At 57.9% G+C, this 22391-nt stretch carries 21 protein-coding genes and 1 tRNA gene; 9 read left to right on the forward strand and 13 right to left on the reverse strand.

Annotated features, from left to right (window positions below):
- Entirely contained in the window at positions 1-396 is a 396-nt protein-coding gene (locus tag AC27VJ_RS01700) for a DUF2177 family protein (RefSeq protein WP_488682577.1), read from the forward strand.
- Here the strand turns inward: AC27VJ_RS01700 and AC27VJ_RS01705 are convergent.
- From AC27VJ_RS01705 to AC27VJ_RS01735, 7 genes are all read right to left on the reverse strand, one after another.
- Complete coding sequence (locus AC27VJ_RS01705) at positions 381-1772, reverse strand: FGGY-family carbohydrate kinase (RefSeq protein ID WP_488682578.1); 1392 nt, start codon at positions 1770-1772, stop codon at positions 381-383. The genes AC27VJ_RS01700 and AC27VJ_RS01705 overlap by 16 nt on opposite strands.
- Entirely contained in the window at positions 1769-2092 is a 324-nt protein-coding gene (gene rhaM / locus AC27VJ_RS01710) for an L-rhamnose mutarotase (RefSeq protein WP_488682579.1), read from the reverse strand. Before rhaM ends, AC27VJ_RS01705 begins: the two co-directional genes overlap by 4 nt.
- Before the next feature lie 3 nt (positions 2093-2095).
- Positions 2096-3103 carry an ABC transporter permease gene (locus AC27VJ_RS01715; RefSeq protein ID WP_488682580.1) on the reverse strand — a complete coding sequence of 336 codons (1008 nt, stop codon included), beginning with the start codon at positions 3101-3103 and terminating at the stop codon, positions 2096-2098.
- Positions 3100-4101 carry an ABC transporter permease gene (locus AC27VJ_RS01720; RefSeq protein ID WP_488682581.1) on the reverse strand — a complete coding sequence of 334 codons (1002 nt, stop codon included), beginning with the start codon at positions 4099-4101 and terminating at the stop codon, positions 3100-3102. The genes AC27VJ_RS01715 and AC27VJ_RS01720 overlap by 4 nt, the downstream gene beginning before the upstream one ends.
- Positions 4102-4129: 28 nt before the next feature.
- Positions 4130-5665 (reverse strand): sugar ABC transporter ATP-binding protein, encoded by a 1536-nt coding sequence (locus AC27VJ_RS01725; RefSeq protein WP_488682582.1) that lies wholly within the window; start codon positions 5663-5665, stop codon positions 4130-4132.
- 209 nt (positions 5666-5874) lie between these two features.
- Positions 5875-6885, reverse strand: coding sequence for a rhamnose ABC transporter substrate-binding protein (gene rhaS / locus AC27VJ_RS01730; RefSeq protein WP_488682583.1), 1011 nt, complete (start codon positions 6883-6885; stop codon positions 5875-5877).
- A gap of 45 nt (positions 6886-6930) precedes the next feature.
- Complete coding sequence (locus AC27VJ_RS01735; RefSeq protein ID WP_103585100.1) at positions 6931-7761, reverse strand: DeoR/GlpR family DNA-binding transcription regulator; 831 nt, start codon at positions 7759-7761, stop codon at positions 6931-6933.
- 203 nt (positions 7762-7964) lie between these two features.
- On the opposite strand from AC27VJ_RS01735, the gene AC27VJ_RS01740 reads away from it, so the two are divergent.
- Complete coding sequence (locus AC27VJ_RS01740; RefSeq protein WP_488682584.1) at positions 7965-10058, forward strand: bifunctional rhamnulose-1-phosphate aldolase/short-chain dehydrogenase; 2094 nt, start codon at positions 7965-7967, stop codon at positions 10056-10058.
- Between the two features lie 18 nt (positions 10059-10076).
- Here the strand turns inward: AC27VJ_RS01740 and AC27VJ_RS01745 are convergent, their stop codons facing one another.
- Positions 10077-10235, reverse strand: coding sequence for a YqaE/Pmp3 family membrane protein (locus tag AC27VJ_RS01745; protein WP_082453484.1), 159 nt, complete (start codon positions 10233-10235; stop codon positions 10077-10079).
- Positions 10236-10326: 91 nt separating this feature from the next.
- Here AC27VJ_RS01745 and rhaI point away from each other — a divergent pair, with 91 nt between their 5' ends.
- Together rhaI and AC27VJ_RS01755 are read left to right on the forward strand one after the other, a co-directional pair.
- A complete protein-coding gene (gene rhaI / locus AC27VJ_RS01750; RefSeq protein ID WP_488682585.1) occupies positions 10327-11619 on the forward strand; it encodes an L-rhamnose catabolism isomerase in 1293 nt (430 codons plus the stop codon).
- Between the two features lie 143 nt (positions 11620-11762).
- The gene (locus AC27VJ_RS01755) at positions 11763-11927 is read left to right on the forward strand and encodes a hypothetical protein (protein WP_488682586.1); all 165 of its coding nucleotides are present in this window, start codon (positions 11763-11765) and stop codon (positions 11925-11927) included.
- Between the two features lie 16 nt (positions 11928-11943).
- On the opposite strand, the gene AC27VJ_RS01760 is transcribed toward AC27VJ_RS01755, so the two are convergent.
- The 4 genes from AC27VJ_RS01760 to AC27VJ_RS01775 form a co-directional block, all read right to left on the reverse strand.
- The gene (locus tag AC27VJ_RS01760) at positions 11944-12333 is read right to left on the reverse strand and encodes a helix-turn-helix domain-containing protein (RefSeq protein ID WP_488682587.1); all 390 of its coding nucleotides are present in this window, start codon (positions 12331-12333) and stop codon (positions 11944-11946) included.
- On the reverse strand, positions 12333-12629 hold the full coding sequence (locus AC27VJ_RS01765) for a type II toxin-antitoxin system HigB family toxin (protein WP_113088783.1): 297 nt from the start codon (positions 12627-12629) through the stop codon (positions 12333-12335). Before AC27VJ_RS01765 ends, AC27VJ_RS01760 begins: the two co-directional genes overlap by 1 nt.
- Before the next feature lie 146 nt (positions 12630-12775).
- Positions 12776-12851 (reverse strand) — tRNA-Thr (locus AC27VJ_RS01770).
- Between the two features lie 123 nt (positions 12852-12974).
- Positions 12975-13931, reverse strand: a complete 957-nt coding sequence (locus AC27VJ_RS01775; RefSeq protein ID WP_488682588.1) for an NAD(P)H-dependent flavin oxidoreductase — start codon at positions 13929-13931, stop codon at positions 12975-12977.
- Positions 13932-14375: 444 nt separating this feature from the next.
- On the opposite strand from AC27VJ_RS01775, the gene AC27VJ_RS01780 reads away from it, so the two are divergent.
- Complete coding sequence (locus AC27VJ_RS01780; protein WP_488682589.1) at positions 14376-15545, forward strand: hypothetical protein; 1170 nt, start codon at positions 14376-14378, stop codon at positions 15543-15545.
- Between the two features lie 62 nt (positions 15546-15607).
- Here AC27VJ_RS01780 and ppk2 read toward each other — a convergent pair whose 3' ends face one another.
- The gene (ppk2, locus tag AC27VJ_RS01785) at positions 15608-16489 is read right to left on the reverse strand and encodes a polyphosphate kinase 2 (protein WP_488682590.1); all 882 of its coding nucleotides are present in this window, start codon (positions 16487-16489) and stop codon (positions 15608-15610) included.
- Positions 16490-16820: 331 nt separating this feature from the next.
- On the opposite strand from ppk2, the gene phoR reads away from it, so the two are divergent.
- The 4 genes from phoR to pstA all read left to right on the forward strand — a co-directional run bounded on the left by phoR (position 16821) and on the right by pstA (position 22352).
- Positions 16821-18026: a phosphate regulon sensor histidine kinase PhoR gene (phoR, locus tag AC27VJ_RS01790; protein WP_488683159.1), complete on the forward strand. Its 1206-nt coding sequence runs from the start codon at positions 16821-16823 to the stop codon at positions 18024-18026.
- A gap of 215 nt (positions 18027-18241) precedes the next feature.
- Positions 18242-19276: a substrate-binding domain-containing protein gene (locus AC27VJ_RS01795; RefSeq protein ID WP_488682591.1), complete on the forward strand. Its 1035-nt coding sequence runs from the start codon at positions 18242-18244 to the stop codon at positions 19274-19276.
- Between the two features lie 272 nt (positions 19277-19548).
- Positions 19549-21033 carry a phosphate ABC transporter permease subunit PstC gene (pstC, locus tag AC27VJ_RS01800; protein WP_113088787.1) on the forward strand — a complete coding sequence of 495 codons (1485 nt, stop codon included), beginning with the start codon at positions 19549-19551 and terminating at the stop codon, positions 21031-21033.
- Positions 21030-22352, forward strand: a complete 1323-nt coding sequence (gene pstA / locus AC27VJ_RS01805) for a phosphate ABC transporter permease PstA (RefSeq protein WP_488682592.1) — start codon at positions 21030-21032, stop codon at positions 22350-22352. The genes pstC and pstA overlap by 4 nt, the downstream gene beginning before the upstream one ends.
- Positions 22353-22391: the final 39 nt, after the last annotated feature.

A 22391-nucleotide genomic window follows, 5' to 3' on the forward strand; every position in this document is an offset into this window, starting at 1 on the left:
ATGGACTATCTAGTCGCCTACATCGGCACAGCCATCGTCTTTTTCGGTCTGGATTTCATCTGGCTGTCTAAAGCCTCCGCCTTTTACAAGCGTGAAATCGGCCCGCTCTTGCTGCCGAAACCCAATTTCGTCGCTGCCGGCATCTTTTATCTCTTCTACATCGCAGGCATCGTCTATTTCGCCGTTGTCCCGGCCATGAATGGCGGCGGCTGGAGCAAGGCTCTCATCGCGGGTGGAATTCTAGGCGGCTTCGCCTATGGCACCTATGACATGACCAATCTTTCCACCTTGAAGGGCTGGTCATGGCGCATCTGTGTGGCCGACATCCTTTGGGGAACCTTCCTGACAGGCCTCGCTGCCACCGGCGGTTTCTGGCTAGTTCAGGCCATCGCGTAATCCGCTTCCACGATCTTTCGCCATCTATCGTAATAGTCCGAGAGACCATGCAGCGCCTGCACTGCGTGATAGGATTGGCGGGGCGCATGGCGGATGGCCAGCAGCGCTGCACCCAGCGCCGTGCCTGACGGGCTGTTGCTATCGGTCACGAGCACATCCGATCCTGAAATTGCCGCCAGCGCCTGTGTGTAAATGCCATTGTTGCCGAACGGACCTTCAACGATGGTCGTCTTGGCATTGCCGACTAGGGCAAGGCAGGCCGCCGTCATCATCGCCGCATAGAGACTTGCCGCAACATAGCGCTCCGCGTCGCTACGTGGCTCGTTCAGCCAGTGGCCTTTGCGGCCGGGGTAGGGGCCGGAACCATCAACGGCATTGGGAAGATAGAGAATCTCATCAGCCAGCACAGCGTCCAGCGCCACTACGAGCTCAGCCTCGCTCGGTGGCTTTATACCCGCCGTCAACATCTCGAATTCCCGCCCACCCATGAAACGGGCCGAGGGAACGGGCTTTCCGAAGGCATCGACATTGACCAGCGTATCGCGCGCCGGGTCCAGCTTCTCCAGCGATGCGCCGACACCGAAGCAGATGACCCATGTCCCCGTGGAAACCACCGAGAACGGACGTTCACGTACCATCAGATGCGGCAGCAGCGACGCGTTGGAATCGTGCAGTCCGCAATAGACCGGCATATCGTTTTCAATACCTGTCTTCACCACCATCTCAGGCAAAACCGTTCCGAGCGGGTCGAATGCCGAGCGCACCGGTGCCAAGAGATCGGTGATACCAAGCGTCTCCGGTAGGCTCGAAAACGTTGACTTGCCCGGTTGCCAGAGATCCGTGTGGCAGCCCAGCGATGTCGCCTCATTGGCCTTCACGCCGGTCAGGCGATAGGCCCAATATTGCGGATAGGTCAGGATGTCCGTGACATCAGCGAATGCGTCGGGAAAGACGGTCTTCTGGTAATGCAGTTGCGCCCCGACATTCAGACCCATGGGTAAAGCGGGTGAAAAAGTCTCTTTAAAGCTCGGGCGCAGAGCGGCGTAGGCTTTTTGAATGTCGTCGGGATAGCTGTGTTCGTAATCCAGAACCGGCAGCGCCAGATTGCCCTTGCTATTCAGCAGGGCGGCACTCGCGCCATGTGTCGTGATCGAAATAGCCTGATATCCCGGCTCCACTCGAAACGCCGCCAGCCCTTCGATGATGAAACTCCACAGCGTCTCGATATCGTAATGCGGATAGGGCGGGGCGTTCATAACCCTGTTGGCGATCTTGCGAGAGGCGATTTCCTCGCCGCTCTCGCCATCGACCACGATCAGCTTGGCGTGCGTCTTGCCGATATCGATGATGGCGATGTGGCGGATCGGCTCGCTCATGGCAGGTGAAAGAGGGTTATGAGGTCGGTTGCAACAGGGGAGTTATCCTGATGGCTCTCCATGATGTCTGCCATATGCGCCCACCAACGTTTCATCACCGGATGGTCGGGCAGTGCGGCCATGCCATGGTTCTTCGGGCGGGTCAGAACACCGAAGAGAATGTTTGTTTCTGGATCGAGGTGGATCGAATAATCGCTCATACCCGCCTCGTGCAGCAGCGTCACCAGCTCCGGCCATATCTCATCATGGCGCTTCCTGTACTCGACCTCCATGCCGGGAAAGAGCTTCATCTTGAAGGCGTGTTTTTCGAATTCTGGCATGGTCTACCTCATAGCCCGCAGACGGCGCACGACGATGGGAATGGCGATGGTGATGATCAGCAGCAGTCCGACGAAAATCGACATGACGATGCCGGGAACGTTCAAAAGGCCAAGCCCAAAGGTGACGAGGCCCATGACGAAAGCCGCAATCACCACACCGCCAATGGTGCCGGACCCGCCCAGGATGGACACGCCACCCAGCACGACCATCGTTACCACTTCCAGCTCCCAACCTTGAGCAATGGAGGGGCGGGTGGAGCCGAGGCGAGATGTCAGGCAGACGGCGGCGATGCCGCTCATCAGGCCGGTCAGCAGGAAAAGGATGAACTTCACCCGCTCCACCGGAATGCCGGAAAAGCGTGCAGCAAAGGGGTTGGTGCCGATGACGAAGACCTGTCGCCCGAAATTCGTGGCGTGCAGCAGAATGGCGAAGATGACGGCCATGACCACGAACAGCACGAATTCAAACGAGATGACCCAGAACACATAGCCCTGTCCGAAATAGGCAAAGCTTTCAGGATATTTGCCAAAGGCCTGATCGCCCAGCACCAGATAGGAGATGCCGCGAAACAGGCTCATGGTGCCGATAGTGACGACGATGGAGGGCAGCTTCAGCCCCGCCACCAGAAAGCCGTTGAAGGCCCCGCAGACAAGGCCGGTGCCGATGCCGATGGCCACCAGCCCCGGCGTGCCGACACCCATCTGCACAGCGTAACCCATGGCGGTGGAAGCCAGCGCGATGATGGCGGCGACCGACAGATCAATTTCACCGGCGATGATGAGCAGCGCCATGGCAAACGCGATCAGCGCCTTTTCGGTAAAGTTGAAGGTGGCGTCCGAGAGATTATAGGCATCGAGGAAATAGGGCGACGCGAAGGAATTGACGATGAAGATCAGGATCGCCACGCCTAGAAGCAGCACTTCCCAGCTTGCCATGATGCGCTTGAACGGCGTGCCGAGCTTGTCTGGAATGACGCGCGGCGTAGAGGTTTCGGGTGCAGTCGCGCTCATGCCGATGCCTCCTTGATGATTTCGGTCTTGGCTCTGTCACGCAGGATGATGCGACCCTTCTTGGCTTCGGCGCGGGCGTTGAAGACCACGGCCAGCACGATCACGACGCCAGATATCGCCATCTGTGCGAAGGGCGAAATGCCAATGACCGGCAGTGCATTCTTGATGACGCCGAGAAATAGCGCACCCAACACAGCCCCAGCCACCGATCCGATGCCGCCAGCAATCGAAATGCCACCGATCACATTGGCCGCAACGCTGTCCAGCTCGAAACCCGAGGCGATATCGACATAGGCCACGGCATAGCGCGACACCCAGAGGTAACTCGCAAGCCCCGCAAGCGCACCTGATAGCACGAAGGCCAGAAAGCGCGTGCGGCCGACATCAATGCCCGCATAGATAGCGGCGCCCGGATTGCCGCCGGACGCATAGGCAGAACGTCCGAAGGAGGTACGCGTCAAGACCAGCCATGCACCAGCAACGATCAGGATCGCGACCCAGGAAAGAACCGGCATTCCCATAACCGGAGTGCGCGGCACGTTGAGAAAGGTGGGTGACATCTGGTGCGCATTCACCCATGCTCCACCTGAGAGAACAAAGGCCATGCCACGATAAATCGTCAGCGTTCCCAAGGTCACGACGATGGAGGGCAGGCCGAGCCACCAGACGAGAATGCCGTTGATCGAGCCCAGGAACGCGCCGATGACCACTGCCATGGCAATGAGGATGGGCAGGGGTATCGAGGGAAAGGCCGCATTGGTCATGGCCACCGCCATGCCGGTAAAGGCGAGATTGGCAGCGACCGAGAGATCGATGGATTTCGTCAGGATTACGCCCATCTGGCCAAGCGCCAGAATGATCAGGATCGACGTGTCATTGAAGATGTTGACGAGATTGGCCGGGCGCTCGAAGCCGGGGGAGCGCAGCGAGAAGCCTGCGATCAACAGGATGATGATGCCTGCCAGCAGCCATTCGCGATTTTTGAGCAGTCTTTTCATGGTGTGGCTCCTCTCACGCATTGCCAAATCACGCGTTTCCTGTGGCGGCACGCACCAGCTTTTCGGCTGAAAAATCGGCTCGTTCGAACATGCCCGCCATCAAGCCTTCGCGCATAACGATGGCGCGGTCGGACATGCCGAGAATTTCCGGCAGTTCGGATGAAATCATGATGATCGACAGTCCCTCGGCGGCAAGCTCGCTGATGAAACCGTGCACGGCAGCCTTGGAGCCGATATCGATGCCCTTGGTCGGCTCATCCAGAATGATGACCTTGGGCTGCGTCGCCAGCCATTTGCCGATGACCACCTTCTGCTGGTTGCCGCCGGATAGCGTGCCGACCGGAACGGAAAGTGCTGCCGCGCGCAAATCCAGCCGTGAGGCATATTTGCGCGCCAGCGCAAATTCATTGGCCGCCGCCAGAAAGCCCTTGCGCGATGTGCGAGCAAGGGACGGCAGCGACATGTTCTGATAAATCGGCAAATCCAGCGCCAGCCCGTGCCGTCCGCGCTCTTCCGGCACATAGACGATGCCAGCCCGGATCGCATCTTCCGGTGAACGTATGCTGAGCGGCTCACCATTCAGAGTGAGTGAGCCGTAGGCCGGGCGGGTGATGCCGAAGAGCGATTGGCAAAGCTCCGAGCGTCCCGCGCCGATCAACCCGTAAAGGCCGAGAATTTCGCCCTTGCGCAGATCGAAGGAGATGTCGCGAAACTCGGTGTCGTGGCAGTAGCGCTGCACCGAAAGCGTTGTCGCGCCGATATTGACCGCCTGCTTCGGGAAGGCGTCCTTCACATCGCGGCCCACCATCAGACGCACGATTTCGTCCTGCGGCGTCTGCGCCAGATCGCCGGAACCGACCATCTTGCCATCACGGAAAACCGCGTAGCTTTCGGCGATTTCATAGACCTCATCGAATTTGTGGCTGATGAACAGGATGGCCTTTCCCTGCCGCTTCAGGTTTTCCACGATGCGGAAGAGGTCATCGATTTCCTTGCGCGACAGAGCTGCCGTCGGTTCGTCCATGATGACGATGCGGGCTTCGACGGACAGTGCGCGCGCAATCGCCACCAGATGCCGCTGCGCAATCGACAGGTCTTTCAGACGTATCGTCGGATCGATCTTGCTCTCCAGCTGCTCTAGCAGCGCGCGTGATCGCTCGTTGATGGTCTTCCAGTCGATCAGCCCGAAACGGGCCTTCGGCGCATGGCCGAGGAATATGTTTTCACCAACCGATAGCTCATCGAACAGCACGGTTTCCTGATGAATGGCAGTCACGCCCGCATCGATGGCATCCTGCGCGCTGTGGAAGGTGACGGGCTGGCCATCCAGCAGGATTTCGCCTTCGTTGGGGCGGTAGATGCCGGTCAGAATTTTGACGAGGGTGGATTTGCCTGCACCGTTTTCACCGATGAGGGCTGTGACCTTGCCGGGGTAGAGCGCAATATTGACGCCATCCAGCGCTTTGACGCCGGGGAATATCTGGCTGATGCCGCGCATTTCGAGAATGGGCGAGGTGTTTGAGGCCTCGGGCGCTTCTGCAATTTTTGTTTCAACACGCATCATCTAATTTCTTTGATTTGTGGGTGGGGCGACCCCCCTCTGTCCTGCCGGACATCTCCCCCACAAGGGGGGAGATCGACCTGCGGCAGCCTCTCGGCCATCTCGAACGCTTGCGAAAAAAGTATTGGGTGAGCGCCCAGCCGATCTCCCTCCTTGTGGGGGAGATGCCCGGCAGGGCAGAGGGGGTAAGCCCCACCCTCAGTTCGATCACATCAGAAAATCTTCGAGAACTGATCGATATTCTTCGCGTCGTACACAAACGGATCGGCCATGGCGGCTTCGCTGTTCTCACCGACCTTGATCTTGCCCATGCGACCGGCTTCGATCTCGCTGCCCGGCTTGCCATCCGCATCACCCTTCACAAGGTGATAGGCGATCTGGGTAGCGGAATAGCCGAGGTCGATGGGGTTCCAGATGGCGAATTCCTTGGTGGCACCGGACTTGATGGCACCGGCCATTTCGGAGGGAAGGCCGAGGCCGGTCACGAAGACCTGACCGATCTTGCCCGCATCCTTCACCGCCTGCGATGCCGCCAACACGCCGACCGTGGTCGGTGCCACGATGACCTTCACATTCGGCTGCGAGGTGAGCAGGCCCTGCGCTTCGCGGTAGCTCTTGTCGGCCAGGTCATCACCATAAACGGTGGTCACGAGGTTGAGGCCGGGGAAGTCTTTCAGCTGCTTCTTCATCTCGTCGATCCAGATGTTCTGGTTCGTGGAGGTGGTGGTGGCAGATAGGATGGCGAAATCGCCCTTGCCGCCTTCCAAATGGTCGGCTGCCAGCTGCAGGCACATCTTGCCGATCAGCGCGTTGGAGGATGGGTTGAGCTGCAGAATGCGCCCTGCCGGTGCAACGCCGCTATCCCACGAAATGACCTTGATGCCGCGCTGTGCCGCCTTCTTCAGCGCTGGCACCACCGCATCCGGGTCGTTGGCGGAAATGGCGATGGCATCCACGCCCTGTGCAATCAGCGAGTTGATGACCTCGATCTGGCCTTCGGCTGTCGTCGTCGTCGGACCGGTATAGATGATCTCGACGCCGCCGAGGTCCTTGGCGGCTTCCTGCGCACCCTTGTTGGCCGCTTCAAAGAAGCCGTTGCCGAGCGATTTCACCACCAGCGCGATCTTGATGTCTTTGGCCTGCGCCATGCCGCCAAATCCGGCAACGCCGATGGCGACGCTGAGCGCCAGTGTCTGGCTGAGTTTTCTGCGTGTCAGTTTCATGTTGGTTCTCCTCCCGATTAAACCTCATTTCCGCAGCGGTGCTCCTCAAGCAACCGAAGCGGAATCCTCTTCGTCCGGTGGTCGCGGCACTTGCGCACCCGCAACAGCTCCGGCCACGATCAACGTCACGCCCGCCGCCTCCACCATCCGTGCCGCCTCGTCGGAAATGCCTTCATCGGTGATGATGGTGGAGACATTTTCCAGCGGGCAGAGAATGAGGCTTGAACGTTTGCGGAACTTGGAGGAGTCGATCATCACAATCAGCTCTTCCGCCTGCCGCATCAATTTCTGTTCGCTCTGAATGACGAGCGCATCCGACTCCATGATGCCGAGCGCGCCGACACCCTGCGCGCCGATGAAGATGCGCCGCGCATAAAAATTGCGGATCGCGTCATTCTCGAACGGCGACAAAATCAGGCTCTGGTCGCGATAAATCGCGCCGCCGGGAACGCTGACATTGCACTTGGAATGCTTGACCAGATGTTCGGCAATCGCAAAAGAATTGGTCATGACCTGCAATCGGCGGGCCGAGAGATAATGCACCATCTGGAACGTCGTGGTGCCGCCATTGATGATGATAGCATCGCCCTCTTCGCAGAGATCGACGGCCTTGCGTGCGATTGCGCGTTTCTTATCGATATTGACCGATTCAGACACACGAAACGGCCTCGCTGCAAGATTTCCGAGCTGCGGCGGATGTACCGCTTCTGCTCCACCACGCACGCGCCGCAGCTTCCCCTGCACATGCAAAGACGCGATATCCCGCCGGATCGTCGCTTCGGAAGCGTCCGTCAACTCGGCAATATCCTGCACCGTCACCACAGGCTTTTCCTGTATGGCGCTTAGGATAATGCGATGTCGTTCGCTCTCGTGCATGGGGTCCTCCTGAACATCAGTTATTCGTAAAGTTTTCGCATTGTCAATCAAGTTCGATCAAAATAAACAATGCTGCATCGCACAATGAAAATATATGATCGTTTATGATTGACATTGCGCTTTTGATTGCGCGATATCTCCCGTCAATGGGAGGCGGGCTGGTTCGATGAGTCCGCGAATAATCGATATGGGAGGATATTGCGATGGGACAGACCCGTCTTCTCGACAACCGCTGGGATGATGCCTACGCCGCGACACTCGATGAGCCGGCCAAGCTGCTCTATCGCTCCAACCTGTTGGGCGCAGACAAGCGCATCACCAATTACGGCGGCGGCAATACCTCGGCCAAGGTTCTGGAAACCGATCCGCTGACGGGCGAAAAAGTCCGCGTCATGTGGGTCAAGGGCTCCGGCGGCGATGTCGGCACCATCAAGCTGGATGGCTTTGCAACGCTCTATCTTGAAAAGCTGGAAGCGCTGAAGGGCATCTACAAGGGCGTCGAAGACGAAGACCGCATGGTCGGGTTTCTGCCTCACTGCACCTACAATCTCAACCCGCGCGCAGCCTCCATCGATACACCTCTGCACGGCTTCGTGCCGTTCGACCACGTCGACCACATGCACCCGGATGCGATCATCGCCATTGCCGCCTCGAAGAATTCAAAAGAACTCACGCAACAGATTTTCGGCGATGACATCGGCTGGCTGCCATGGCGTCGCCCCGGCTTCCAGCTGGGTCTCGATCTCGAAGCTTTCGTCAAGGCCAACCCCCGTGCCAAGGGCGTGGTGCTGGAAAGCCATGGCCTGTTTACCTGGGACAATGATGCCAAGCGGTGCTACGAACTGACGCTTGAGATCATCAACAAGGCGATCGAATGGTTTGCTGGGGAAACCGAGGGCAAGACAATCTTTGGTGGCGCAGTGGCCAAGAGCCTGTCACCGGAGCAGCGCCGCGACATCGCAGCCCGCCTGATGCCGGAAATTCGTGGCCGCATTGGTCGCGAGGAGCGTAAGCTCGGCCATTTCGATGATCAAGATGCTGTCTTGGAATTCGTCAACTCCAGGGATTTGAAGCCGCTAGGCGCGCTTGGCACATCTTGCCCGGACCATTTCCTGCGCACCAAAATCCGTCCGCTGATCCTCGATCTTGATACGGCAAAGCCGGATGTGGACGCGCTTCTGGCGGGGCTCGATCAGGCGCTGGAAGATTACCGCGCGGATTACGTCAGATATTACGAAAGCTGCAAACACTACAATTCACCTGGAATGCGCGACCCGAACCCGGTGATCTTCCTCATTCCCGGCGTCGGTCTGCTGTCCTTCGCCAAGGACAAGGCGACGGCCCGCATTGCCGGTGAGTTCTACGTCAACGCCATCAATGTCATGCGCGGCGCGTCCACCGTATCTGAATATCAGGGCCTGCCGGAACAGGAAGCTTTCGACATCGAATACTGGCTGCTGGAAGAGGCGAAGCTTCAGCGCATGCCGAAACCGAAGAGCTTGGCTGGCCGCGTAGCCTTCATCACAGGCGGCGCAGGTGGCATTGGCCGCGCGACGGCGGAGCGCCTTGCAAATGAAGGTGCCTGCGTCGTGCTGGCGGATATCGATGAAGGCGCTTTGGAAGCCACCAAGGGCGATTTCGAAAAGCGTTTTAGCACGGATGCGGTGCGCATTGTGAAGCTGGATGTGACGAAGGAAGACGCCGTGCTCGCCGCCTTCACCCAGGCCAGCGTTGAATTCGGCGGCGTCGATATTCTCGTATCTAATGCGGGCATCGCATCCTCGGCTCCGGTCGAAGAGACGACGCTTGCCATGTGGAACAAGAATATCGATATTCTTGCCACGGGTTATTTCCTTGTTTCGCGGGAAGCCTTCCGCCTGTTCCGTCGCCAGAATCTCGGCGGCAACATCGTCTTCGTCGCCTCCAAGAACGGCTTGGCTTCGTCGCCCAATGCATCGGCCTATTGCACGGCTAAGGCTGCGGAAATCCATCTGGCCCGCTGCCTTGCACTGGAAGGGGCTGATGCTGGTATCCGAGTCAATACAGTCAACCCGGATGCGGTTCTGCGTGGTTCGAAAATCTGGAATGGAGAGTGGCGCGAACAACGCGCAGCATCGTCCAAGATCGAAGTCACTGATCTGGAAGAGCATTATCGCAAGCGCTCGATGCTGAAACTGAATGTTTTTCCCGAGGACATTGCCGAAGCGATTTACTTTCTCGCTTCGGATGCCTCGGCAAAATCCACCGGCAACATCATCAATGTCGATGCTGGCAATGCTCAGAGTTTCACCCGCTAGTCGCGGGTGAAATACCTCTTATCGGCGCAGAATAACCCAGATGGCATGAATGATGCCGGGGATATATCCGCAAAGCGTCAAGAGGATGTTGAGCCAGAACTGCAGGCCAAGGCCGACCTGAAGAAAAACGCCGACTGGCGGCAGGAAAATGGCAAGTAGAATGCGAATAACGTCCACGATTGAATATCCCGTCTGATTGTTTCCAAGCACATAACGTGGGGAGCGAGGATTTGGTTCAATCGCGGGAGGCGAGGAACGGGAGGACAGCATGACCGAATTGAAAATAACGGCAGATATCGTTGATCGCGAAAATGAAAAGCGCGCGAGCGCCCATCGGGCGGATTATGAAGCGTTGGGCGCGCATCTGGCGCGCCGCAATATCGATATCGAGGCGATCACCGCGAAGGTGTCTGAATTCTTCGTTGCCGTTCCCTCCTGGGGCGTCGGCACCGGCGGTACGCGCTTTGCTCGCTTTCCCGGCAAGGGAGAGCCGCGCGGCATTTTCGACAAGCTGGACGATTGCGCCGTCATAAACCAGTTGACGGCGGCTACGCCCGATGTCTCGCTGCATATTCCCTGGGACAAGCAGGACCCGAAGACGCTGAAAGCCCACGCCGATGCACTCGGCCTCGGCTTCGATGCCATGAACTCCAATACGTTTTCGGACGCGGAGGGGCAGCAGCACTCTTACAAATACGGCTCGCTGAGCCATGCCAATGCGGCAACGCGCCAACAGGCGGTCGATCACAACATCGAATGTATCGAGATCGGTAACGCTCTCGGCTCAAAAGCGCTGACGGTGTGGGTGGGAGATGGCTCCAACTTCCCCGGCCAGAGCAATTTCACCAAGAGCTTTGAGCGCTATCTCTCAGGCATGGCGGAAATTTATAAGGCGCTGCCGGATGACTGGCGCATCTTTTCCGAACACAAGATGTATGAGCCCGCCTTCTATTCGACGGTGGTGCAGGATTGGGGCACGAACTACCTCATCGCCAACACGCTGGGTGAAAAGGCCTTCTGCCTCGTCGATCTCGGCCACCATGCGCCCAACACCAATATAGAAATGATCGTCGCTCGCCTCATCCAGTTCGGCAAACTCGGCGGCTTCCATTTCAACGACAGCAAATATGGCGATGACGATCTGGATGCGGGTTCCATCGATCCTTACCGCCTGTTCCTCGTCTTCAACGAATTGGTGGATGCCGACCACCGCGGCGTCAAAGGTTTCCACCCGGCCCATATGATCGACCAGTCGCACAATGTCACCGATCCCATAGAAAGCCTCATTTCCAGCGCCAACGAAATCCGCCGCGCCTATGCGCAGGCGCTTTTGGTAGACCGCGCGGCACTCGATGGCTTCCAGCAGGACAATGATGCTCTGATGGCATCCGACACGCTGAAGCGTGCCTACCGCACCGACGTCGAACCCATTCTGGCTGAAGCGCGCAGGCGATCAAACGCGTCAATCGACCCCATCGCCACCTACCGCGCCAGCGGCTACCGCGCGAAGGTCGCAGCCGAACGCCCGGAATCCAAAAGCGGCAGCGGCGGCATCATCTGAAGCCATCTGCGAGCGCGTAAAACCTTAACAAACGAAGGCACGCAAAGGCGTGCCTTCACGCTTTCATAACCAAATATGTCCGCCGTTAAAGAAATGTGTTTTTCGCCCCATGATCTTCACATTCAAGCTTATGTTAGCGAGGCATGAAGAAGCCAATAGACAGATCAGGCCTGATTTTCGTCGCGCTGCTATGCGTGCTCGTGGGCATCGTTGTCAGCATCGCGTTCCTGAACGGCGACAGGCAGCTTTCGCCACAAAGCCAGGATGGCACGCTAATACCGAGGACGACGGTTCAGCCGCAGCAGTAGTGCTTGCAGCTTTTTGTCATGCGTATTTCCGTTCGGAGAGGTGGTAGGGCTCCACAAGGCAATCGGCTGGAATGCCCCATTCTTTATGCAGCTTGTAGATCATATCCACGGTAAGAGCGCGTTTCCTGTTCAGGACTTCTGAGGCCCGCGAGCGTGAACCGAAAAGTGCGGCAAGATCACCCTGCGTCCGCCCTGTTATCTCCATATGTGTTTTGATCAACTCCACCGGCTCAGGCGCATTGATGTGGTGATGCTTGTCCTCAAAGGCTTCAATGAGGGTGGCAAGCACATCGAACCTGTCGGCATCATGCGTTCCAAGATCAGGTGGATTGTCGAAATAAGGGCTGATCTCCGCAATGGCCCATGCAAGATCAGCATCGTTTTTGATGGCACGAATATTGTCCATTACACTGTCTCCGGGTCGATCTGGTCATAATCCTTATGAGTACCGATAAACTTGATCAAAACGCGTTTGTAAGCATATGCGACATGGACAATCAGGCGATATTTATTGCCCGAAATATCGAAAATGACGCGGTTATCCGAAACGAAATCTACCGTCGCACCAAACGCAGTTTTTACGTCTGAAGGACCGTTCCACTCTGCTTTGCTGACAATCGCATACCAAGTCTTCAAAGGCGTTTCGGCTTGCGCATGACGCTCCCAAAACAACTTTAATGTAGACTTGGCGATGATCTGCATAGTGGCGACTATAGAGCATTCCCAAAAGGGGAACAATAGACGATTCCCAAATCGGGAACTTGAGTTGAAGATCGTTCTATCCGCAGGCACGCTGGCAAGCGTATTAGTGCAAAAAGCGATGATGAATTGAAGTGCGGTGGATAAAATGGTGCCGCTTGCAGGACTCGAACCTGCGACCCCATCATTACGAATGATGTGCTCTACCACCTGAGCTAAAGCGGCTTGCCGGGCGCCGAATATGTGTCGGCGCGGCGTATTGCGGGCTGATACAGGCATTGGGGATGGATTTCAAGTCTTGAATGCCGGTTCGATAAAAAATCCGTCATCTCATCCCCACACGCTGTATCAAGCCAGAATGCGGGCCTTGGCTGCTGCATATTCTGAGGCGAGGCGATCCACCAATGCGGAGACGGGCTCTACGGCCTTGACCGCACCCACGCCTTGGCCAGCCCCCCAGATGTCCTTCCAGGCTTTTGCGCCGCTCGTTGCTGCGCCGAAATCCATTTTCGAAGGATCAGCAACGGGCAGGTGGTCGGGGTCCATGCCGGCTGCAATGATCGAGGCTTTCATGTAGTTGCCGTGAATGCCGGTGAAGTAATTGGAATAGACGATGTCGCCAGCCTGCGCTTCCACGATGGCCTGCTTGTAGGCGTCAGACGCTCTTGCCTCGGTGGTAGCAATGAAGGGGGAGCCAATATAGGCCATGTCTGCGCCCATGGCCTGTGCCGCGAGGATCGCGCCGCCATTGGCGATGGCGCCTGCCAGCAACAGCGGTCCGTCGAACCATTCGCGGATTTCCTGCACCAGCGCGAAGGGAGAAAGCGTGCCTGCATGCCCACCCGCACCGGTCGCCACCGCAATCAGCCCGTCTGCGCCTTTACGAATGGCGGAATTGGCGTGGCGGTTGTTGATGATATCATGCAGCACGATGCCGCCATAGGAATGGATTGCGGCGTTGACTTCCGGAACCGCACCCAGGGAGGAAATGACGATCGGTACCTTGTATTTTACGCACAGGCCAAGATCATGCTCCAGCCGCTTGTTGGAGGTGTGGACGATCTGGTTCACCGCAAAGGGCGCTGCTGGTTTTTCAGGGTTGGCGGCATTATAATTGGCCAAGTCTTCGGTCATCATCGCCAGCCACTCGTCCAGTTGGCTTTCCGGGCGCGCATTGAGCGCCGGAAATGCGCCGACGAAACCGGCCTTGCATTGCGCCAGCGTCAATTCTGGATGGGAAATGATGAAGAGCGGTGAGGCAACCACCGGCAGTCGAAGATTGTCCCTGAGTACGGACGGCAGCATGTTTCCTCCCATGAATGACGTTTACGCGCACGTAAGATGTAGCGAAGCCGGAAACGGATGAAAAGCGAAAAAGCATCGAGTGCTGTTGTGGGGCAGCGGTCTGCCGCCGCGCTTCATTGTGTAAAGCGTTGAAATCTAGGTGGAGCGAGTGCGCTCATAAGGGTAGGCCGCGCGAGGAGACCATTCGATGAGCCGATCCTGCCAAGGCGATGTTTTCCCCAAGCCATTCCAATATTTAACGGTTGTCTCTCTTGCGGTTGGGCATGCGAGAGGTTACCGAATCGTAAACGAGCATCGCGCAACGTCGCCGGAATGCCGTTGCGTGCCTTCGGGTGCATAAATGATGCTCTGAATGACGTATCTGCGCATCGCGCTTTCCGAAAATAGACGTAATTTTCGGGCCAATGCGCTGAGCCTGTCGGATGGCAAAGAAAAGGACCGGTAGTGAGCGGACTGGAAACGGCAATCAGAAATGCCCTTGATAAATCGGACAGATCGAGCGCCGAGGTTCGGGCACGCATCTACCAGTCTTCCCGGCAGGCGCTGGAAGCGGGTCTGCGCAAGCAGGGTATAGACGACCCTACCGTTGTGGCGCAGCAGCGCCAGCGGCTGGAAGTGCTGATCCACGCCATCGAGAGCGAAGAGCGAAACCGCCTGTTGAGCGTGGTGGAAGATCACGTTCGGCGTGAAGCGGCAAGAACTCCCGCACCGCCGCCGCCACCTCAGGTCCGGCCTTCTGTCACTTCTCCCGCCCATCCAATGGACGATGAGGATGATGTTTTGCCCGTCGAGGCAGAGGTCCGTGGTGACCTGCCGGATGCAAAGCCAGCTGCCGCTGACATGGGTGACTTTCGTGCCGAGCGCGGCGTGGTCGCGCCGGATGCCCGGTCTGTTCCTGCCGATGCGGCGTCGCTTGCCTTTACGCCGGAGCGTGCCGCCAAAGCGCGGCGCAAGAAGGGCCTCGTCGCTCGCCTGTTCATCTATTTCACTCTGCTGGCCTTTATCGGCTTCGGCGCCTGGTGGGTCTACACTTCCGGTATTCTGCTGAGCCCCGCCGACCGTGATACCAGCGTTCCCAACCCGCCGCCGGAAGTGCAATCGGAAGATTTCACCGGCACCGAGGCGGCACCCCAGCCGAGCGTCGAGGCCGGTCGCGGCTTTTCTGAAGACTGGCAGGAAGTTTTCAATGCCGAGCGCGGCAATAACGGCATCCAGCCCGGATCGCTTGCCGCGGTCGAGCCCATCTCCACAGCTGCCGGGAAAGCCGTGCGCCTCACATCGCGTGTGGCGGAAGCGGATGGTAACGTCAGCATCACTGTTCCCGCAGATGTGTTGCGGGAAATGGCGGGCAAATCCTCAACCATTTCCGTCACACTGCAATCCTCCAGCGACCGGCAGACGCAGCTTTCCATCAGCTGTGATTTCGGCAGCCTCGGCGATTGCGCCCGTCACCGCTTCACGGCGACACCCGAGCGGGCGGATATGCTGATCAACGTCAATTTCGACCGGACGCTCGCCCCCAACGCACCGGGGCGCATCATCATCAACAGTGATATCGATGGCAATGGACGCCCGGTCAATCTCTACTCGGCGCGGATTTTGCCGGGGGAGTGATGCTCCGCTAAAGCCTTTCCCTCATTGCTTTGATAAGCACAAGAATGAGGGATCAGGTTGGCCTATTTCACGAAATCCGGCCCGAATCCTAGAATCTTGTCATCGATCTCGCCGATCACCTTTTTGTCCTTGCCGTCATAATCCAGCGATTTCAAAATGTGCTTGATGAGGTTGATGCGTGCGCGACGTTTGTCGTTGGCGCGCACCACGGTCCAGGGGGCGTCGTCGATGTGGGTCTTCTCCAGCATTTGGTCGCGCATGGCGGTGTAATCGTCCCACTTGGTCAGCGCGGCAATGTCCATGTCGGAAAGCTTCCACGCTTTCAGCGCGCTGTGCCGCCGATCATGGAACCGGTCGATCTGGGTTTCGCGACCCGTATCCAGCCAGAATTTGAACAGATGCGTGCCTTCATGCACCACCATTTTCTCCAGCCGCGGCGTTTCCTTCAGGAAACGCTTGTGTTCCTCGGGCGTACAGAAGCCCATGACCGGCTCCACGCCTGCACGGTTATACCAGGAGCGGTCGAACATGACGAATTCGCCAGCCGTTGGAAAATGAGAGATGTAACGCTGGAAATACCATTGCCCGCGCTCGGTTTCGGTCGGCTTGGACAGGGCGACGACACGGGCGGAGCGGGGGTTGAGATATTCCTTGATGACCGAGATGGCGCCGCCTTTTCCGGCGGCATCGCGGCCCTCGAAAACGGACAGGACGCGCTTGCCGGAAGCCTGAAGCCAGTATTGCACCTTCACCAGTTCGATCTGCAGCGCTTCCAGCGTCTCGTCATATTCCTCGCGGTTCATCTTCTTGTCATAGGGAAAGCCACCGGCGGAAAGCTTGTGGTCTTCCACCCAGTCCGGCAAAACCGGATCGTCGATGTTGAAGATGCGGGTTTTTCCGTCAATCTTGAGTTCGACCGAACGGTCCTTGGCGTTTTCGCTCATCATGGCTCCCTGGGTACTGCCGTTTGAGTTCGGCGTTGGTGCAATCAGCGCATATCCACCACGGAATATCAAGAAGACCCGCCTGTGCGGCTTTTTGGCAACCGTAAAAGATCAAGCTGTGGGAAAAGACATAGTGATGAATCTCTGTCATGAAAGAGCGATAAAAGGGACGATACGCTGATTTTCGGCGTCAGAGCCCGTCTGGATATGCGGCGGGCAGACCCGTCCGATATTTTCAGGCGGACTCGCAAAAGGAAAGCAGATGGCAATGGCAGTCACGGAAAGCGGCAGCACGTTTGGGCGGTACTGGCACGGGCTTCGCCGTAGCTGGCTGCCCATTCTGGTCGTCACTCTGCTGGCCATCGTCACGCTGACGGAACTGCGAACGCCCTATGTGCCGCTGGCTCTGTGGCTGGGCGCCGTGCTGGCCATTCTCGCCATCAGTTCCGGTGCCACGGTCAAGCCGCCCAAGCGCGTGGCCGTGCCTGAGATCGATGAGGAGCAGGCCGTCAGCGAAAGCTTGATTTCCGGCGTGCGCTCCGGGCTTGCCGTTCTCGACACGCCGGTTTTTATTCTGGATCGCAATGCCAGCGTTCTGTTTGAAAACAGTGCGGCAGAACGGGCTTTTGGCGCGCTGCCGGTCGGTTCGCATATTTCCGGCCGCCTGCGCTCGCCCGGCCTGCTGGATGTGATCAGGGAAACCATCGCCACCGGCCAGCCTAATCAGGTCGAACATTCCGAGCGCCTGCCATCCGAACGCGTCTTCATCGTCCGCATCGCACCGGCGGCAGCGCAGGAACACGCGGGGCCACCACTTTATATCCTGTCCTTCCGCGATGTGTCCGAACTGCGCCGCATAGACCGCATGCGCAGCGATTTCGTGGCCAATGCCAGCCACGAGCTGCGCACACCTCTGGCCTCGCTACGCGGCTTCATTGAAACCATGCAAGGCCCGGCGCGTGATGATCCGAAGGCGCGGGAGCGCTTTCTGGGTATCATGCTGGATCAGGCAACGCGCATGAGCCGCCTCGTGGACGACCTGATGTCGCTGTCGCGGCTGGAGCTGCGCGCCAATATCGCGCCGGACCAGAAGGTGGATCTCGTACCGCTTCTTGGCCATGTCAGGGACTCGCTGCTGCCGCTGGCCGAAGAACTCGACATTGCCATCAACCTTCACGTTCCCGAGGGAAAGGTTGAGGTGACGGGCGACCGTGACGAGCTGGTGCAGGTGTTCCAGAACCTCGTCGAAAACGCCTGCAAATACGGCCAGGATGGCAAGGTGGTGGATGTTTTCCTGCGCACGGAAGCGGGGAAACCCGTCGAAGTCGGCGTCGTGGACAAGGGGCCGGGCATTCCCGCAGAGCATGTTCCGCGCCTCACGGAGCGCTTTTATCGGGTCAGCGTAGCGGACAGTCGCTCCAAGAAAGGCACCGGTCTGGGGCTTGCCATCGTCAAACATATTCTGACGAGACACCGCGCCCGCCTGATTATCCGCTCGGAGCTGGATGTCGGAACGGACTTTACCGTGCGTTTTTGACATACAAGTCTCGCTATGCGTGCCGACGAAATAAATAAGTATTTAAAATCAGATATTTGAGTTGTCACAAATACTTCATTGAAGTGACATAAAAGGGTGGGGCAAGACTGGTTAAGAAGAGGCCGCCGGGGCAGCCCAGTTTTGGGCAAGCGGGTAAAAGCGACTGCCGGCAGCGTTCACAAAAGCCCACCATGGGCCCCATACGGGAGAGTAAAATGAATATCGTTAAATTGTCCGCAGCAGCCCTGGTGGCTTCCGTTGCCTTCGCAGGCGCCGCCGCTGCTCGCGACCAGATCCAGGTTGCAGGTTCCTCGACGGTTCTGCCATACGCAAAGATCGTTGCTGAAACTTTTGCTGAAACCTTTCCTGACTTCAAGGCTCCAGTTGTTGAGTCCGGCGGCACGGGCGGTGGTCTGAAGGCATTCTGCTCCGGCGTTGGTGAAGGCACCATCGACATTGCAAACGCTTCGCGTCCAATCAAGGCTGACGAACTTGCAGCTTGCAAGTCTGCTGGCGTTACCGACGTTCAGGAAGTCAAGATCGGCTACGACGGCATCGTTTTCGCGATGGACAAGTCCAACAAGGACGTCAAGCTCGAGCCTAAGGACCTGTATCTCGGTCTGGCCGCTGAAATCGTCAAGGACGGCAAGCTCGTTGCCAACCCTTACAAGAAGTGGTCCGAAATCAACAAGGAACTGCCTGATGTAGCAATTGCTGCCTACATCCCTGGTTCCAAGCACGGCACGCGCGAAGTCTTCGAAGAGAAGATTATGGCTGACGGCTGCAAGGAAGCTAAGGCAACCGACGCTATCAAGGGCCTCGTTGCAGACGCCAAGCAGGCTGCTGCAAAGTGCATCGCAGTTCGTAAGGACGGCGCTGCTGTCGACATCGACGGCGACTACACTGAAACGCTTGCTCGTATCGATGCCAACAAGACCGGCCTCGGCGTATTCGGCCTCGCATTCTACGAAAACAACAAGGACAAGCTGAAGGTTGCAACCGTCAGCGGCGTTGTTCCAACAACTGAATCCGTTGCAAGCGGCAAGTACCCTGTTTCCCGCCCGCTGTTCTTCTACGTCAAGAAGGCACATGTCGGCGTTATCCCGGGCCTCAAGGAATATGTCGAGTTCTTCACCTCTGACGAGATGATCGGCCCTGACTCCCCGCTGGCCAACTACGGCCTGGTTGCTGCCCCTGAAGCCGAGCGTAAGGAAATCCGCGCTCAGTTCGAAACTGGCAAGATCATGTAATCATTCTGGAAGGCGCGGCGACATCGTCGCGCCTTCCGTCCATCTTTCTGTTAGCAAGGCGCTGTGTGGGTTGACAGTTCCTATTTATCGTATGACCAAGCGGCCGATAAATAGGATGTATCAACCCGGAATGCCTGAGCCAAAATTAGGGAAGACGGCACCTGTCGCAAAACCATCGAACTGCAAAAGGTTCGACGCGGTTTTCGATGATCCGATGTGCAACAAAGCTGCCTGATACCGCATCTCTTTCTGGTGCGCCGAGGAAAGTCTCCATGAACACACCCATTATTTTGCTGATATTGGCGCTGATCGGCATAGCCAGCTATGTGCTGGGTTCACGCCGTGCTGTCGCTTTGGCGGGCGGTCGTCCGTCCTCCATGCATTCACGTGCAGGCTATCATGGCTCCTATGTTCTCATATGGGCTGTTCTGCCTGCTGCATTCATTTTGGCACTCTGGCTCATCATCAGCCCCATGATTGTCACTGCGACTGTCCGGGGTGAGTTTCCCGATGACATCAAGGCGCAGTCCGAGGCCCAGCAGAGCCTCAGCTACGGCATGGTCGGCTCGATTGCGCGCGGTCTTCAACGGCTGACGTCGGAAGAGCTTGCGCAGGCCAAGGCTGATCCGACAACTCTTCGTCCGCTGCTCGGCTCCAAGGGTGTCGCCATTGCCGGTGATCCGCAGCCCTACATGGTCGAAGCGGCTGAAACGCTCAACACCATGACGACGGCCAGCCGCCTTGGCATGATCATCATCGTCCTGGGTTCGGCAATTGGTTGCGCGATCTACGCGATGCGCGGCATTGCGCCTCGCTTCCGTGCCCGCAACAATGTCGAAAAGGTCATTCTGGCGGCACTGCTGCTGGCATCCTCCATCGCCATTCTCACCACCATCGGTATCGTTTTGTCGATGCTGACCGAAGCCATTCAGTTCTTCAACATGGTGCCGGCCTACCAGTTCTTTTTCGGAACAGTATGGGACCCGCGCTTTGCCGCTGCCGGTTCCACCGAAAGCGCCGGTCAGTTCGGTCTCATTCCGCTTCTGGCAGGTACGCTCTATATCGGCTTCGTGGCCATGCTGGTTGCCGTGCCGGTCGGCCTGTTCTCGGCCATCTACATGGCGGAATATGCCAGCCCACGCTTCCGCTCCGTGGCAAAGCCGCTGCTGGAGGTTCTGGCGGGCATCCCGACCATCGTCTACGGCTTCTTCGCCCTGACGACCGTCGGTCCGTTCCTTCGCGATATTTCCTCGCAGATCAACGGCCTGACAACGGGCGACTACACCAACTTCATCCAGGCGCAGAGCGTTATCACCGCTGGCTTCGTCATGGGCATCATGTTGATCCCATACGTGTCTTCGCTGTCGGACGATATCATCACCGCCGTTCCCCGCACGCTGCGTGACGGCTCGCTGGGCCTTGGTGCAACGCGCTCGGAAACGGTCAAGAAGGTCATTCTGCCAGCGGCCCTTCCAGGCATCGTCGGCGCCATTTTGATGACTGCCTCGCGCGCCATCGGCGAAACCATGATCGTTGTTCTGGCCGCCGGTGTTGCCGCCCGCCTTCAGCTCGATCCGTTCGAGCCGATGACAACGGTGACGGTCAAGATCGTCAGCCAGCTGACGGGCGACCTTGAATTCACCTCGCCACAGACACTGGTTGCCTTTGCGCTTGGCATCACCCTCTTTGCCATCACGCTTTGCCTCAATATCTACGCGCTCTATATTGTGCGCAAATACCGGGAGCAGTACGAATGACCGACGTCGTTACTCCGGGCTTTACCGCCCCAGCCGCAACGAAGAAGGTCCGTCGCGATATCGGCATCAAGCGCCGTTACGCCGCCGAGCGCCGCTTCCGGACTTACGGCCTTGCCGCCATCTCCTTCGGCCTTCTGTTCCTTTTCCTGCTTCTCTGGTCCGTCGTCGGCAAAGGCTATACGGCGTTCCAGCAGACCATGATCACCGTGCCGGTCGAGTTCTCGCAGCAGATCATCGATCCCGACAACGTCCGTGCCCAGAACCCTGCCAAGCTGATGACCGCGAACTACCCCGTGATTGCCCGCAATGCGGTGGCAAAGGCACTCGGCGTGTCCCTGGATGACCGCGATGGCCTTCGTGCCGTCAATGCGATGATCTCCGACAGCATTCGTGGACAGTTGCGCGATCTGGTGGTGGCCGATCCTAGCATCGTCGGCACGACGCGCACCGTGGCCCTCTTGGCTTCAGGCGATCTTGATAGCGTGGTCAAGGGTCAGGTCGATGTGTCCGTCAATGAGCAGAACCGTCGCATCTCCGACCAGCAACTCGTCTGGGTCAAGAAACTGACCGAAGCGGGCCAACTGGCCAAGGAGTTCAACACCGGCATCTTCTTTAACGGCGCATCCAGCCGTCCGGAAGCCGCAGGTGTCGGCGTGGCGTTGATCGGCTCCTTCTACATGATGCTGATCGTGCTGGTTCTGTCGCTGCCCATCGGCGTCGCCGCTTCCATCTATCTGGAAGAATTCGCACCGAAGAACCGCCTGACGGACCTGATCGAAGTCAATATCAACAACCTCGCCGCCGTTCCGTCCATCGTTTACGGTCTGCTCGGCCTGTCGGTCTTCATCAACTTCATGGGCTTCCCACGCTCGGCCTCGTTGGTCGGTGGCTTCGTCCTGACGCTGATGACGCTGCCCACCATCATCATCGCTACTCGTGCGGCGCTGAAGGCGGTGCCGCCATCCATCCGCGCCGCTGCCCTTGGCCTTGGCGCTTCGAAAATGCAGACCATCTTCCACCATGTGCTGCCACTGGCCATGCCCGGAATTCTCACCGGCACCATCATCGGCCTGGCACATGCCCTTGGCGAAACCGCACCGCTGCTGCTCATCGGCATGGTCGCCTTCGTCGCGAATTATCCGACAACGCCAATGGATCCGTCCACGGCCCTGCCGGTGCAGATTTACATGTGGGCGAACGAAGCAGAACGTGCCTTTGTCGAGAGAACATCAGGCGCTATCATCATCCTGCTTATGTTCCTCATCGTCATGAATGTGGGAGCAATCCTGTTGCGTCGCCGCTTCGAGCGTCGTTGGTAAACCTTACTTAGGGAAAATCGGGTCACCGGTTTTCCAGCC

The organism is Agrobacterium sp. 20P9.1.2 (assembly GCF_057799395.1).

Coding starts and splice junctions, on each gene's coding strand:
- AC27VJ_RS01700 (WP_488682577.1), top strand. CDS start 1: ATGGACTATCTAGTCGCCTACATCGGCACAGCCATCGTCTTTTTCGGT.
- AC27VJ_RS01705 (WP_488682578.1), bottom strand. CDS start 1,772: ATGAGCGAGCCGATCCGCCACATCGCCATCATCGATATCGGCAAGACG.
- rhaM (WP_488682579.1), bottom strand. CDS start 2,092: ATGCCAGAATTCGAAAAACACGCCTTCAAGATGAAGCTCTTTCCCGGC.
- AC27VJ_RS01715 (WP_488682580.1), bottom strand. CDS start 3,103: ATGAGCGCGACTGCACCCGAAACCTCTACGCCGCGCGTCATTCCAGAC.
- AC27VJ_RS01720 (WP_488682581.1), bottom strand. CDS start 4,101: ATGAAAAGACTGCTCAAAAATCGCGAATGGCTGCTGGCAGGCATCATC.
- AC27VJ_RS01725 (WP_488682582.1), bottom strand. CDS start 5,665: ATGATGCGTGTTGAAACAAAAATTGCAGAAGCGCCCGAGGCCTCAAAC.
- rhaS (WP_488682583.1), bottom strand. CDS start 6,885: ATGAAACTGACACGCAGAAAACTCAGCCAGACACTGGCGCTCAGCGTC.
- AC27VJ_RS01735 (WP_103585100.1), bottom strand. CDS start 7,761: ATGCACGAGAGCGAACGACATCGCATTATCCTAAGCGCCATACAGGAA.
- AC27VJ_RS01740 (WP_488682584.1), top strand. CDS start 7,965: ATGGGACAGACCCGTCTTCTCGACAACCGCTGGGATGATGCCTACGCC.
- rhaI (WP_488682585.1), top strand. CDS start 10,327: ATGACCGAATTGAAAATAACGGCAGATATCGTTGATCGCGAAAATGAA.
- AC27VJ_RS01755 (WP_488682586.1), top strand. CDS start 11,763: ATGAAGAAGCCAATAGACAGATCAGGCCTGATTTTCGTCGCGCTGCTA.
- AC27VJ_RS01760 (WP_488682587.1), bottom strand. CDS start 12,333: ATGGACAATATTCGTGCCATCAAAAACGATGCTGATCTTGCATGGGCC.
- AC27VJ_RS01765 (WP_113088783.1), bottom strand. CDS start 12,629: ATGCAGATCATCGCCAAGTCTACATTAAAGTTGTTTTGGGAGCGTCAT.
- AC27VJ_RS01775 (WP_488682588.1), bottom strand. CDS start 13,931: ATGCTGCCGTCCGTACTCAGGGACAATCTTCGACTGCCGGTGGTTGCC.
- ppk2 (WP_488682590.1), bottom strand. CDS start 16,489: ATGAGCGAAAACGCCAAGGACCGTTCGGTCGAACTCAAGATTGACGGA.
- AC27VJ_RS01795 (WP_488682591.1), top strand. CDS start 18,242: ATGAATATCGTTAAATTGTCCGCAGCAGCCCTGGTGGCTTCCGTTGCC.
- pstC (WP_113088787.1), top strand. CDS start 19,549: ATGAACACACCCATTATTTTGCTGATATTGGCGCTGATCGGCATAGCC.
- pstA (WP_488682592.1), top strand. CDS start 21,030: ATGACCGACGTCGTTACTCCGGGCTTTACCGCCCCAGCCGCAACGAAG.